The following is a 12,256-nucleotide window of genomic DNA, read 5'->3' on the forward strand; positions in this document are numbered from 1 at the left end:
GCCTACAGCTACGCCAGAATCCGCCGGCTTGTGCGCCTTTAGGCCGGTCGGTAACTTGGTTCCTGTCACTGATCGTCAGTGAACGGGTTTAGTCGCCCGCTGGTAATTGAAGTTGCACAAGCTTCCGTCAGACAGGTATCTCATACCTGCATTTGATGGTGGCTGTACGCAGGGCACCTTCGGGTGCGCCGGCTTCTTCAATTCCCCGGTCCGACTAACCTGCGTACAGCTGCCACCCCCTTCGTTTAGTCGGCGAAGTGGTGTCAGCATCACACAAGGAATTGAAGATCATGTTCAAAGTAACTCCCAACCCTCCGGACACCGATCCGGTCTCCCCCTACGAAAGCCCCGACTCAAACAAACTCAACGACGCCGCCGAGCGCGCCCTCGACCATCACTTCCCGCCCACCAAGCCGAAACCTCCAAAACGCAAAGGCCAGCTCTTCAGCGTCTGCCCGGACATCAACACTGATGCACTGCTCGCCAACGCCTCGGAAGACTCACGGTCCATCAGCGCCATCGCCGCCGACCTCGCCGACGCTGTGGATGGCCCACAACGCTCCGTAGCCCTGACTCTCAGCCGCATGGCCGATGGCGTGCATTTGTTGGTCGAACGAGCGCTGGATGACCTGGATGAGCCAGAAATGGCGGCGATTCTCGCCAGGAAAAACAGCCGAGTCAGCTGATCCACCACTCATAAAAAAATGGGCACCCAACCTCGTTGGCGTGCCCATTTTTTTGTCCACCGCCTCATGTTGCCTCAATGCCATGATGCGCAAAAAGTTGCGCAATCAAACTGTTCAAAGCCGACCAAAAAACGCCGCAGGCCTCGAAATTAAAGGCCTAAAACCCACTGCGCAAGAAGTTGCGCAGAGGTGCGCAACTTCCTGCGCAACCTCAAAGCCGCTCCTTCGAATAACGAGCAAAACATCCTACAGATCAGAATTACTCATCCTTGATTTATAGGCAGTTTCCCCGACATGGTACGAAGCTTGACATGTGCAAGGCACCCGGCAGGCGATACCGCCTCTCGGGCACCTTCACTTATTGAGCAAGGAGCACACCCATGGCGATACCCGCGTACATGTCCGTCACTGGCGAGAAACAAGGTCTGATCACTGCCGGCGCGTTCACCGCCGACTCGGTGGGCAACACCTACCAGGAAGGTCACGAAGACCAGGTCATGGTTCAGGCGTTCAGCCACGACGTGATCATCCCGCGTGACCCGCAATCCGGCCAACCGACCGGTCAGCGCGTGCACAAGCCAGTGGTCATCACCAAGGTCTACGACAAGTCCTCGCCACTGCTGCAAGCGGCGTTGACCTCCGGCGAGCGCATGAGCGAAATCGTTATCCAGTGGTACCGCACGTCGGCTCAAGGCACCCAAGAGCACTACTACACCACCCAACTGGAAGACGCGATCATCGTCGCCATCAACAACAAAATGCACAACTGCCAGGACCCGTCGAACTCGCACTTCACGCACCTGGAAGAGGTGCAATTCACCTACCGCAAAATCACCTGGACCCACGAAGTATCCGGTACTTCGGGTTCCGATGACTGGCGGTCACCCGTCGTTGGCTAAAGCCTGGCTAACGTTGCATTGCTGTCACCCATAAAAAATGGGCACCCGATTCAATCGGTATGCCCATTTTTCAATCCGGTTCTCCCCGTGATTCGGGGAGTTCGCCGCGATTATGGATTAACGCTGTCTTTCAACGATTTGCCTGGCTTGAAGGCAACCGTGTTGCTGGCCTTGATTTTGACGGGCTCACCGGTTTGCGGGTTTTTGCCGGTGCGGGCTCCGCGGTGGCGTTGCAGGAAGGTACCGAAGCCCACCAGCGTGACGCTGTCCTTGCGATGCAGAGCGCCGGTGATTTCTTCGAGAACGGCGTTGAGAACGCGGTTGGCCTGCTCTTTGGTGAGGTCTGCTTTTTCAGCAATTGCAGCGGCGAGGTCTGGTTTACGCATTTAGTGAAGCCCCTTTGACGGTTTTTTGTTGTTATGTCCGTGCTGTTCTCGTTGGAACAGCGCCCAAGGTGCCGCAGTGCTCTACGCTGCGGCAGACGGGAGTGAGGATGGCACGCAAGGAAGAGCCGCGCCAGTATCGGCGCGAGCTTTGTAGGGACAAAAGAGGGGTGATTCCGACAGAACGACCAGTATTTACGCCAGCAGTGCCGGAAGCTCTTTGTTGAGGGCCAGTTTTTCCATGACGGCCGTGCCTGTCAGGGCATAACCGAGCAGTTTTCCGCTGGCGTCGCGGCATAACACTTTGATGTCCGCGCCCTGCCCTTCTACCGTCCAGACGCCCTCGTTGCCCCGCGGTGGCGGTGATACCACCAACGGACACACCGGGGTTTTCACGGTGATCGGCATCGGGCCGTAGCTCACTGGCGTAGTGTTTCCAGCCAGAGTCTGAGCCAACGCTCTCGCACAGCTCATCAGCGGCATGACGTACAGCAGATTCAGCCCATCGACCTCGGCGCAATCACCCAGCGCGTAGATATTGTCATGGGAAGTCTTCAGGTGACGGTCGACCACCACGCCACGGTTGACTTGCACACCGGCCGCTGCCGCCAGATCGATACGCGGACGCAGGCCAATGGCCGAGACCACCACGTCGCAAGGGATCACAAGACCGTCGGACAGGTGCGCTTCCAGGCCATCAGCCACACGCTGCAAGCGATTGAGCACCGGCCCGAGGTGGAATTGGGCTCCGAGGCTTTCCAGCCCGGCCTGGACGGCGGTCGCTGCTGCCGGGTGCAGCAGGGTCGGCATGACCTGCTCGCACGGTGCAACCAGTTGCACCTCGTAGCCGCCAAGGCTCAGGTCATTGGCGAACTCGCAGCCAATCAGACCGGCCCCTAGCAGCAGCACCCGACGCTTGCCGGCCGCTGCTGCGCGAAAGCGGGCGTAGTCTTCCAGATCGTTGATCGGGAACACGCAATCCGCTGCGTCGCCTTCGATCGGCACCCGCACGGTTTCCGCGCCCCAGGCCAGAATCAGGTCACGGTAAAACACCGCTTCCTCACCGATCCATAAGCGTTTGTGGCCCGGATCGATGCCGCTGATGCGCGTGTGCGTGCGCACTTCGGCTTTCAGCTGCTCGGCCATCGCGCCGGGTTCGGCCATGCTCAGGCCGTCGGCGTCTTTGTTTTTGCCGAAACCGGTGGAAAGCATCGGCTTGGAGTAAGAACGTCCGTCATCGGCGGTAATCAATAGCAGCGGGGTTTCGCTATCCAGTTTGCGAAACTCCCGGGCCAGGTTATAGCCAGCCAGCCCGGTACCGACGATCACGACAGGTGCGCTCATTCCTTACTCCTCTAATAGTTTTAAGCAGCGATTTCGATCATTTCGAAATCCATCTTGCCCACGCCGCAGTCCGGGCACAGCCAGTCTGCCGGAACGTCTTCCCAACGAGTGCCCGGCGCGATGCCATCATCCGGCCAGCCGTCAGCTTCGTTGTAAATCAGGCCGCAGACGATACATTGCCACTTTTTCATTCACTTACTTCCTCAGGATTCAGGCGTATTGCCGGGGCGAACGGTCGATGGTTGCAGCGCTGCCGTCCGGCTCAGGGCGTTTTGTACTGATCGGGCCCGATAGATGCAAGCCTGTTCGGCGCAATGGCGGCCCGGATCAATCAAAATCGCTGGCTGACATGGTAAGCTCGCCGCCTCATTTGCTGCCAATAATGACTCACTGTGCCGCACTCAATATCCCCGCTTTGGCTCCTCCAGAGCCAACTCGCTCCCCTCCCCGACGCCTCTATTCTCGACTGGCTGTTCGACGAAGGCTCCCTGACCCGACGGCTGATCCGTTTGTCGAATGACAACTTCAGCGTCACGCCTCTGTTTGAAGGCTGGCAATCGCTGCGGGCCGACGAATGTGTCGCACTGGATCTGGCCGAAGGCAGCGAGGGCTGGGTGCGCGAGGTTTATTTGCGCGGTCACGGTGAAGCGTGGGTGTTTGCCCGCAGCGTGGCGGCACGCAGTGCGTTGCAGGGCGATGGGTTGCACATGGACGAATTGGGCAGCCGCTCGCTGGGGGAATTGCTGTTTTGTGATCACGCGTTCCAGCGCCGCGCGATCGAGGTTTGTCACTATCCTCAGGCGTGGCTGCCGATGGAGTCCCGGGCACCTGAACTGTGGGGCCGCCGCTCGCGTTTCGACCGTGGCGCCTTGAGCGTATTGGTGGCCGAAATCTTCCTGCCGACCTTGTGGAGCGCCACCCGCGCCCATCCGGAGAACTGCTGATGTACCAGAGCCTGCTCAAGTCCTTGAACCGCTTGAACCCACGGGCCTGGGATTTCATTCAACTGACGCGCATGGACAAGCCCATCGGCATTTATCTGCTGCTGTGGCCGACGCTGTGGGCGCTGTGGATTGCCGGGAAAGGCTCGCCGTCCCTGGCCAACGTGGTGATTTTCGTCCTCGGCGTGGTGCTGACCCGCGCTGGGGGTTGCGTGATCAATGACTGGGCGGATCGCAAGGTCGACGGCCATGTGAAACGCACCGAGCAGCGGCCCTTGGTCAGCGGCAAGATCAGTTCCAAAGAAGCCCTGGTGTTCTTTGCGCTGCTGATGGGCGTGAGCTTTTTGCTGGTGCTGTGCACGAATGCGGCAACGGTCTGGCTGTCGTTCGGCGGTTTGGCCCTGGCGTTCAGTTATCCGTTCATGAAGCGCTACACCTATTACCCGCAAGTGGTGCTGGGCGCGGCGTTTTCGTGGGGGATGCCGATGGCGTTCACCGCCGAAACCGGTGAATTGCCAGCGGCGGCGTGGCTGCTGTGGATCGCCAACCTGCTCTGGACCGTGGGTTATGACACCTATTACGCGATGACCGACCGTGACGACGACCTGAAGATCGGCGTGAAATCCACGGCAATTCTGTTTGGCGATGCGGACCGGGTGATCATCCTGACGTTGCAGGGGTTGGCGCTAGGCTGCCTGCTGCTGGCCGGGTCAAAATTCGAGCTCGGTGGCTGGTTCCACCTCGGCTTGCTGGCAGCGGCGGGCTGTTTCGCGTGGGAGTTCTGGTACACCCGCGACAAGGACCGGATGCGTTGCTTCAAGGCGTTTTTGCACAACCATTGGGCCGGGTTGGCGATCTTTGTCGGGATTGTGCTGGATTACGCGCTGCGTTGAGGAACACACTTTTAGGTAGCAGCTGGCGMAGCCTGCGTCCGGCTGCGCAGCAGTCGTAAATCCTGAGTACGCGGCACATCTGAAACACCGCGTGAGCAGATTTTACGACTGCTACGCMGCCGGACGCAGGCTTCGCCAGCTGCTACAGGCTTACATCTTCGGCCCGGAGTTGGTGATGACGTGCCAGACGTCTTTCTTCTTGTCACCCTTCATCTCTCCGGCTGCCTTGTCGTCCTTGTAGTAGTACAGCGGCTTGCCCATGTAGGCCCATTGCATCGTGCCATCGTCACGCTTGATGATTGTCCACTTACCTTCAGGCTTGGCACCCGCCTCGGCCGTGAACGGTGGCCAATACTCTGCACACTCGCCGGTGCACACCGACTTGCCGCCAGTGTCCTTGTCGAAGGTGTAAAGAACCATGCCTTTATGGTCGACCATCATGTCGCCTTTCATCATCGCCGGCTCGGCCGCGAAGGCCATGGCCGGCAACGAAAACGCAGCGACCAGCAGCAGGGCCTTGAAGGATTGCGAGATTTGCTTCATGGAAACCTTCCTTTTGTGGTTGTCAGGATTCGGACTTAGAGCTTAGTTCAGGATCATGACAATCGCCGCACGGCTAAAATACTGTCACACGACTGCAATAATTCCGTTATCTAATGCGGCGCAAGACAGTTAAATGACAAGAGGACTAAGGCATGGTTGGCAGGAGCATTCTGATCGTCGACGACGAAGCGCCCATTCGCGAAATGATCGCCGTTGCGTTGGAAATGGCCGGCTATGACTGTCTGGAAGCCGAAAACTCCCAGCAGGCCCACGCCATCATCGTTGATCGCAAGCCGGACTTGATCCTGCTCGACTGGATGCTGCCCGGCACCTCCGGTATCGAATTGGCCCGCCGTCTCAAGCGCGATGAGCTGACCGGGGACATCCCGATCATCATGCTCACCGCCAAGGGCGAAGAGGACAACAAGATCCAGGGCCTGGAAGTCGGCGCGGACGACTACATCACCAAACCGTTTTCCCCGCGTGAGCTGGTAGCCCGCCTCAAAGCCGTGTTGCGTCGCGCCGGCCCAACCGATGGCGAAGCGCCGATTGAAGTCGGCGGTCTGTTGCTGGACCCGATCAGCCACCGCGTGACCATCGACGGCAAACCGGCCGAAATGGGCCCGACTGAATACCGTCTGCTGCAATTTTTCATGACCCACCAGGAACGTGCCTATACCCGTGGCCAATTGCTGGATCAGGTCTGGGGCGGCAATGTTTATGTCGAAGAGCGCACCGTCGACGTGCATATCCGGCGTCTGCGCAAAGCCCTCGGCGATGCTTACGAAAATCTGGTACAAACCGTGCGTGGCACGGGTTATCGGTTTTCTACCAAAGCCTGATTCTGCCCTGACCCGCCCGACAAGCTGACAAGGACGCTCGTTTCCGTGAAGCAAAACTGGCATGGCACCCTGATTCGCCACATGCTGTTACTGGTCACCGGTTGCCTGGTGATCGGCCTGATTACCGGCTACTACGGCTGGAGTCTCGCCGCGGGACTGGGCCTTTATCTGGCCTGGACCCTCAAGCAATTGCTGCGTTTGCACGAATGGCTACGCCTGCACTCAGCCGATGAAGCACCGCCCGATGGCTATGGTCTGTGGGGCGAGGTGTTCGACAGCATCTATCACCTGCAACGTCGCGACCAACGGGTACGTGGGCGACTGCAAGCGGTGATCGACCGGATCCAGGAGTCCACCGCCGCGCTGAAAGACGCGGTGGTCATGCTCGACAGCGACGGCAACCTGGAATGGTGGAACCGCGCCGCCGAAACCCTGCTCGGCCTCAAGACCCCGCAAGACAGCGGCCAGCCCGTCACCAACCTGGTACGCCATCCGCGCTTCAAGGAATATTTCGAGCAGGACAGCTACGCCGAACCGCTGGAAATCCCGTCGCCGACCAATGATCACGTGCGCATTCRGCTGTACATCACGCGCTATGGCAACAATGAACACTTGATGCTGGTGCGCGACGTCACGCGCATCCATCAGTTGGAACAGATGCGCAAAGACTTCATCGCCAACGTCTCCCATGAGCTGCGCACACCGCTGACCGTGATCTGCGGCTATCTGGAAACCCTGCTCGACAATGCCGAGGAAGTGAATCCGCGCTGGACCCGTGCCTTGCAGCAGATGCAGCAACAGGGCGGGCGCATGCAAACGTTGCTCAATGACTTGCTGTTGTTGGCCAAACTGGAAGCTACCGATTACCCGTCGGACAACCAGCCGGTGGTCATTGACGGCTTGTTGCAGTCAATCAAGGGCGACGCCCAGCAACTGTCAGGCCAGAAAAACCAGCGCATCACCCTGGAAGCCGACCCGACGGTTCTGCTCAAGGGCAGCGAAGCGGAACTGCGCAGTGCGTTTTCCAACCTGGTGTTTAACGCGGTGAAATACACCCCGGCCGAAGGCAATATCCGCATTCGCTGGTGGGCCGACCAACAAGGTGCACACCTGAGCGTGCAGGATTCCGGGATCGGCATCGACAGCAAACACCTGCCGCGCCTGACCGAACGTTTCTACCGTGTCGACTCCAGCCGCAACTCCAACACCGGCGGCACCGGCCTGGGCCTGGCCATCGTCAAACACGTATTGCTGCGCCATCGCGCGCGGATGGAAATCAGCAGCGTGCCGGGCCACGGCAGTACGTTTACCTGCCACTTTGCCCCCGCCCAGGTGAGCAAATCGCAAGTGCTCAGGACTGCGGACTGATACCGGCCAGCACGCGCCACTAGGCAACCGATCAGTCAGCCGCTACATTGGCTGACTTGTGCCTGCCCTTCAGGCACAGCATTTATCCCCCTTTTGAATACACGGAACCCGCAAAACTCCATCATGGACCCTTCCCCTGGCTTGACCCTCGCAACAATATTCGCCGATTTCGGCATGATTCTTTTTGCTCTGATCCTGGTTTTGCTCAACGGATTCTTCGTTGCGGCCGAATTTGCCATGGTCAAACTGCGCTCGACCCGGGTTGAGGCCATCGCGGACAAAAACGGCTGGCGCGGGCATATCCTGCGCACCGTTCACAGTCAGCTCGATGCCTACCTCTCGGCGTGCCAGCTGGGTATCACCCTCGCCTCCCTCGGCCTTGGCTGGGTCGGTGAACCGGCGTTCGCGCACATCCTCGAACCGATCCTGGAAGCGGTCGGCGTGCAGTCGGCCGAAGTGATCAAAGGCGTGTCGTTCTTCGCCGCGTTCTTCGTCATTTCGTACCTGCACATCGTCGTCGGCGAGTTGGCCCCGAAATCCTGGGCCATCCGCAAACCCGAACTGCTGTCGCTGTGGACCGCCGTGCCGCTGTACCTGTTCTACTGGGCCATGTACCCGGCGATTTACCTGCTGAACGCCAGCGCCAACACGATTCTGCGAATCGCCGGCCAGGGTGAACCCGGCCCTCATCACGAGCACCATTACAGCCGTGAAGAACTGAAACTGATCCTGCACTCCAGCCGTGGCCAGGACCCGAGCGACCAAGGCATGCGTGTATTGGCCTCGGCCGTGGAAATGGGCGAGCTGGAAGTGGTCGACTGGGCCAACTCCCGGGAAGACCTGGTGACGCTGGAGTTCAACGCACCGCTGAAAGAAATCCTGGCGATGTTCCGTCGCCACAAGTTCAGCCGTTACCCGGTGTACGACAGCGACCGTCAGGAGTTCGTCGGCCTGCTGCACATCAAAGACCTGCTGCTCGAACTGGCGGCGCTGGATCATATCCCCGAATCGTTCAACCTGGCTGAACTGACCCGCCCGCTGGAGCGCGTATCGCGGCACATGCCGTTGTCACAACTACTGGAACAGTTCCGCAAGGGTGGATCGCACTTCGCCGTGGTGGAAGAGGCCGATGGCAACATCATTGGCTACCTGACCATGGAAGACGTGCTGGAAGTGCTGGTCGGCGACATTCAGGACGAACACCGCAAGGCCGAGCGCGGGATCCTCGCGTACCAGCCGGGCAAGCTGCTGGTGCGCGGTGATACACCGCTGTTCAAGGTCGAACGCCTGCTGGGCATCGATCTGGATCACGTCGAAGCCGAAACCCTTGCCGGGCTGGTCTATGAAAGCCTCAAGCGGGTGCCGGAAGAGGAAGAAGTACTGGAAGTCGAAGGTTTGCGGATCATCATCAAGAAGATGAAAGGGCCGAAGATTATTCTGGCCAAGGTGTTGATGCTGGATTGATCGACTGACCTAGAGTCCCAGTCGATTTCATCGCGAGCAGGCTCGCTCCCACATTTGAAACGCATTCCCCTGTGGGAGCGAGCCTGCTCGCGATAGCGTCAGATCAGCCAACACATTACTGCTTGCCCAACACAAAGTTGGGCAACACCCCGACCGGTTGTTTGAACTGGTACGGAATCGACACCAACCCCAATCCCGTATTGCGTTGCACCACGAAATGCAGGTGTGGCCCGGTGCTGTTGCCAGTATTGCCCGACAACCCCAGCGCACTGCCCACCTCCACCCGCTGCCCCTCTCGAACCCTGACCGAACCTTGCTTGAGGTGTAAATACACGCCCATGGTCCCGTCATTGTGCAGCACCCTCACGAAATTGCCCGACGGGTTAGTGCCGCGACCGCTCTGCCCGCTCTCGGTCTTCACCACCACCCCGCCACGCGCGGCGATGATCGGCGTGCCTTCGGGCATGGCGATGTCCATCGCGTAGCGACTCTTTGGTCCGAAATGGCTGTACTCGCCATTGGCACCCTGGCTTATGCGAAACGGACCGCCACGCCAGGGCAGCGGGTATCGATAGGCCAAGGCGGACCCTGAGGGGCTGCCCAAGGCGTACTTGAACCTTGGGGTGTACACCAGCGGCCTTCCGGCCTGAGTTGCGGTGAGCACCGCTACACGAATGCTGCTACGCGCGGGCAACACCTTGTGAATCGGTCGACCCGCGCCGCTGACGTTCTTCAATCCGGCGAAACTCAAATTGATCTCTACCGGCGCATACAGGTTATTGCGCACGTACACGCTATGCACGCCGTCCTTCTTCATGAACACCAGGTACACCTGACGCTCAAGGTGCTCATCCATGCGATCCCGAAAAACGAACACCTGGGAGCCTTTCGTGGGGCGGTCACTGTAGGAGACCACGCCATTGGCGTCGGTGGACTTGTAGACCGTTATGGCCATTGCGGAGGTGGCGGCCATGAACAGGCCACAGAAAAACAGCAGTCGCGCGAACATGAGCAGGGTTCTGTTGAGTAAGGCCTTGGATCGAGCCTAGCAGCTGCAATGGACCGGGGTATTCGGCAGATGTTTCAAAATGGAACTCACCCGCCTGGTCACGCCATTTGAAAAGTCCCGGCCTGGGGGAAACAAATATCGACATCCAGCTGTGCCGAAGCAGACAAATTCACCAGCGCATCCAGTGAGAATTTATCGATCTTGCCATTGAGCACATCGTTGAGTCGCGGCTGAGTAATGTTCAGCCGCTTCGATGCATCTTTCTGTGTAAGCTCCCATCCGCGAATGGTCTTGCACAACTCCACCATCAGTTTTGAACGCAGACGCATGTTCGCCGCTTCTTGTGGTGAATCTTCCAGCGCATCCCAGACACTGGCGAAACGCTGGGTTTGATCGTGATGATCCATCATGGCTTAACCTATTTCCTGAAATCTGGCGCGTGCCAGTTCGATATCCCGCGTTTCGGTTTTCCGGGTGGTTTTATGCAATGCATGCAGCACATAAATGGCTTCAGGACGATTGACCACATAAAACACTCAAAACGCGCCTGACTCTTCGGCAATTCTGATTTCGTTAACGCCTCTTCCCACCGTTTTCATGGGCCTCCAGTCAAAGGGCTCGGCACCCTGTTGCAAAAGGTCCAATTGAAAACCCGCAGCCCTTCGCGCATCGAGGGGAAATGACTTCAGATCCTTGAGTGCATTCCCGACAAACACCACATCCTTGTGCCTTGGCATCGACTTCTCCGCTTACTGACAGGAAAAGCGTAATCGACGAAGGCTATTCGGGGAGATCTGTGTTGTTTCAAGGCATGGCGAGGAGAGGCCTTGTCGTTCAAGGCTATATCAGAACAGATATAAATCAAGGTTGGAATGGAACAAACTGATGTACGGCAAAAAGGTCCATCGTCGACTCCGGGCCCCGAACCGACGATGGCTGTCAGGCGACGCAGATCACGCGCCTGGAATGAAATGCTTCTGCGCCGTACCCCGGGCAATCAGCCGGGAGATGTAGTCGAGCTTCTGTGCATCCTGGTCCACAAAGCGGAAAGTCAGTTGCAACCACTCGCTGTCAGGTTTCGGCTCATAGGCGACAACGGCGTGCAGGTAACCGTTCAGACGAGCAATTTCAGCGTTCTCGCCCTGCTCCAGGTCGAGCACAGCGCTGTCGAGGATGTGTGGCAGCGTGTCGGTGCGCTTAACCACCAGCAGCGCTTCCTTGATGCTCAAGGACTTGATCACACATTGCTGAATGCCGCTGGGCAGGCGCAGCTGACCTTTACCACGACCGCTGGCAGGCGATTCGGCGCTCGAAACCTTGACCGGAGGGCTGTTGAGCAAGCCACGAGACGGTGCGGCCGTTGGAGCAGGTGCGACCACGGCAGGCTTGCCACCGGTCAATGCATTCAGGGTATCGCCGCCGAACGCCGAGTTCATTTTAGGCGCCGTACCACCCATCAGGGCGTCCAGCTTGCCGACCTTGTTCAGCGCTTGTTTGACCTTGGTCAACAGTTGCTCGTTGGAAAACGGCTTGCTGACGTAGCCGGAAACGCCGGCCTGAATGGCCTGCACCACGTTGTCTTTGTCGCCACGGCTGGTCACCATCACGAAGGGCATGGTCTTGAGGTGGTCTTGCTCGCGGCACCAGGTCAGCAGTTCCAGGCCAGACATCTCCGGCATTTCCCAGTCGCACAACACCAGGTCGAACGTTTCCTTGGCCAGCATGGCCTGAGCTTTCTTGCCGTTGATGGCGTCTTCCGTGCGGATGCCCGGGAAGACGTTACGCAGACATCTTTTTACCAGGTCACGAATGAACGCTGCATCGTCCACCACCAACACGCTGATCTTGCTCATCCACTCTCCCTCGAAAAATCCCGGCAAGCCT

At 58.6% G+C, this 12,256-nt stretch carries 14 protein-coding genes and 1 pseudogene; 7 read left to right on the forward strand and 8 right to left on the reverse strand.

Going from position 1 to position 12,256, the window contains the following annotated elements; genetic code table 11:
- Positions 1–290 precede the first annotated feature (290 nt).
- Together AC1DSG_RS09680 and AC1DSG_RS09685 are read left to right on the forward strand one after the other, a co-directional pair.
- On the forward strand, positions 291–686 hold the full coding sequence (locus AC1DSG_RS09680; RefSeq protein ID WP_477790689.1) for a DUF6124 family protein: 396 nt from the start codon (positions 291–293) through the stop codon (positions 684–686).
- 380 nt (positions 687–1,066) lie between these two features.
- Positions 1,067–1,585 (forward strand): Hcp family type VI secretion system effector, encoded by a 519-nt coding sequence (locus tag AC1DSG_RS09685; protein WP_477790690.1) that lies wholly within the window; start codon positions 1,067–1,069, stop codon positions 1,583–1,585.
- A 110-nt stretch (positions 1,586–1,695) separates the two neighbouring features.
- Here AC1DSG_RS09685 and AC1DSG_RS09690 read toward each other — a convergent pair whose 3' ends face one another.
- From AC1DSG_RS09690 to AC1DSG_RS09700, 3 genes are all read right to left on the reverse strand, one after another.
- Entirely contained in the window at positions 1,696–1,971 is a 276-nt protein-coding gene (locus tag AC1DSG_RS09690; protein ID WP_003195589.1) for an HU family DNA-binding protein, read from the reverse strand.
- 192 nt (positions 1,972–2,163) lie between these two features.
- Positions 2,164–3,312, reverse strand: a complete 1,149-nt coding sequence (locus AC1DSG_RS09695) for an NAD(P)/FAD-dependent oxidoreductase (protein ID WP_477790691.1) — start codon at positions 3,310–3,312, stop codon at positions 2,164–2,166.
- Between the two features lie 20 nt (positions 3,313–3,332).
- Positions 3,333–3,503 carry a rubredoxin gene (locus AC1DSG_RS09700; RefSeq protein WP_007995385.1) on the reverse strand — a complete coding sequence of 57 codons (171 nt, stop codon included), beginning with the start codon at positions 3,501–3,503 and terminating at the stop codon, positions 3,333–3,335.
- Positions 3,504–3,704: 201 nt separating this feature from the next.
- Between AC1DSG_RS09700 and AC1DSG_RS09705 the strand changes: the two genes are divergently transcribed.
- Both AC1DSG_RS09705 and ubiA read left to right on the forward strand, forming a co-directional pair.
- Complete coding sequence (locus AC1DSG_RS09705; protein WP_477790692.1) at positions 3,705–4,256, forward strand: chorismate--pyruvate lyase family protein; 552 nt, start codon at positions 3,705–3,707, stop codon at positions 4,254–4,256.
- A complete protein-coding gene (ubiA, locus tag AC1DSG_RS09710; protein WP_477790693.1) occupies positions 4,256–5,146 on the forward strand; it encodes a 4-hydroxybenzoate octaprenyltransferase in 891 nt (296 codons plus the stop codon). The genes AC1DSG_RS09705 and ubiA overlap by 1 nt, the downstream gene beginning before the upstream one ends.
- Positions 5,147–5,296: 150 nt before the next feature.
- On the opposite strand, the gene AC1DSG_RS09715 is transcribed toward ubiA, so the two are convergent.
- On the reverse strand, positions 5,297–5,689 hold the full coding sequence (locus AC1DSG_RS09715; protein ID WP_477790694.1) for a COG4315 family predicted lipoprotein: 393 nt from the start codon (positions 5,687–5,689) through the stop codon (positions 5,297–5,299).
- Between the two features lie 152 nt (positions 5,690–5,841).
- Here AC1DSG_RS09715 and phoB point away from each other — a divergent pair, with 152 nt between their 5' ends.
- The 3 genes from phoB (at position 5,842) to AC1DSG_RS09730 (ending at position 9,363) form a co-directional block, all read left to right on the forward strand.
- Positions 5,842–6,531 (forward strand): phosphate regulon transcriptional regulator PhoB, encoded by a 690-nt coding sequence (gene phoB / locus AC1DSG_RS09720; RefSeq protein WP_007896474.1) that lies wholly within the window; start codon positions 5,842–5,844, stop codon positions 6,529–6,531.
- 81 nt (positions 6,532–6,612) lie between these two features.
- Positions 6,613–7,899 (forward strand): phosphate regulon sensor histidine kinase PhoR, encoded by a 1,287-nt coding sequence (phoR, locus tag AC1DSG_RS09725; RefSeq protein WP_477790708.1) that lies wholly within the window; start codon positions 6,613–6,615, stop codon positions 7,897–7,899.
- 123 nt (positions 7,900–8,022) lie between these two features.
- Positions 8,023–9,363, forward strand: coding sequence for a hemolysin family protein (locus AC1DSG_RS09730; RefSeq protein WP_007942690.1), 1,341 nt, complete (start codon positions 8,023–8,025; stop codon positions 9,361–9,363).
- A 115-nt stretch (positions 9,364–9,478) separates the two neighbouring features.
- On the opposite strand, the gene AC1DSG_RS09735 is transcribed toward AC1DSG_RS09730, so the two are convergent.
- The 4 genes and pseudogenes from AC1DSG_RS09735 to AC1DSG_RS09750 all read right to left on the reverse strand — a co-directional run bounded on the left by AC1DSG_RS09735 (position 9,479) and on the right by AC1DSG_RS09750 (position 12,225).
- Positions 9,479–10,372: a peptidoglycan DD-metalloendopeptidase family protein gene (locus AC1DSG_RS09735; protein WP_477790695.1), complete on the reverse strand. Its 894-nt coding sequence runs from the start codon at positions 10,370–10,372 to the stop codon at positions 9,479–9,481.
- Between the two features lie 98 nt (positions 10,373–10,470).
- Entirely contained in the window at positions 10,471–10,782 is a 312-nt protein-coding gene (locus tag AC1DSG_RS09740) for a helix-turn-helix domain-containing protein (protein WP_477790696.1), read from the reverse strand.
- Positions 10,783–10,785: 3 nt separating this feature from the next.
- Positions 10,786–11,109, reverse strand: a pseudogene (locus AC1DSG_RS09745) (type II toxin-antitoxin system RelE/ParE family toxin).
- Between the two features lie 216 nt (positions 11,110–11,325).
- On the reverse strand, positions 11,326–12,225 hold the full coding sequence (locus AC1DSG_RS09750) for a response regulator (protein WP_477790697.1): 900 nt from the start codon (positions 12,223–12,225) through the stop codon (positions 11,326–11,328).
- Positions 12,226–12,256: the final 31 nt, after the last annotated feature.

It is taken from the genome of Pseudomonas sp. P5_A12, from assembly GCF_056400685.1.

What these genes read in the sequence shown, in the direction of transcription:
- phoB (WP_007896474.1), top strand. Translation starts at nt 5,842, where the DNA reads ATGGTTGGCAGGAGCATTCTGATCGTCGACGACGAAGCGCCCATTCGC.
- AC1DSG_RS09715 (WP_477790694.1), bottom strand. Translation starts at nt 5,689, where the DNA reads ATGAAGCAAATCTCGCAATCCTTCAAGGCCCTGCTGCTGGTCGCTGCG.
- AC1DSG_RS09690 (WP_003195589.1), bottom strand. Translation starts at nt 1,971, where the DNA reads ATGCGTAAACCAGACCTCGCCGCTGCAATTGCTGAAAAAGCAGACCTC.
- AC1DSG_RS09700 (WP_007995385.1), bottom strand. Translation starts at nt 3,503, where the DNA reads ATGAAAAAGTGGCAATGTATCGTCTGCGGCCTGATTTACAACGAAGCT.
- AC1DSG_RS09750 (WP_477790697.1), bottom strand. Translation starts at nt 12,225, where the DNA reads ATGAGCAAGATCAGCGTGTTGGTGGTGGACGATGCAGCGTTCATTCGT.
- AC1DSG_RS09680 (WP_477790689.1), top strand. Translation starts at nt 291, where the DNA reads ATGTTCAAAGTAACTCCCAACCCTCCGGACACCGATCCGGTCTCCCCC.
- AC1DSG_RS09730 (WP_007942690.1), top strand. Translation starts at nt 8,023, where the DNA reads ATGGACCCTTCCCCTGGCTTGACCCTCGCAACAATATTCGCCGATTTC.
- AC1DSG_RS09685 (WP_477790690.1), top strand. Translation starts at nt 1,067, where the DNA reads ATGGCGATACCCGCGTACATGTCCGTCACTGGCGAGAAACAAGGTCTG.
- AC1DSG_RS09695 (WP_477790691.1), bottom strand. Translation starts at nt 3,312, where the DNA reads ATGAGCGCACCTGTCGTGATCGTCGGTACCGGGCTGGCTGGCTATAAC.
- AC1DSG_RS09735 (WP_477790695.1), bottom strand. Translation starts at nt 10,372, where the DNA reads ATGTTCGCGCGACTGCTGTTTTTCTGTGGCCTGTTCATGGCCGCCACC.
- AC1DSG_RS09740 (WP_477790696.1), bottom strand. Translation starts at nt 10,782, where the DNA reads ATGATGGATCATCACGATCAAACCCAGCGTTTCGCCAGTGTCTGGGAT.
- ubiA (WP_477790693.1), top strand. Translation starts at nt 4,256, where the DNA reads ATGTACCAGAGCCTGCTCAAGTCCTTGAACCGCTTGAACCCACGGGCC.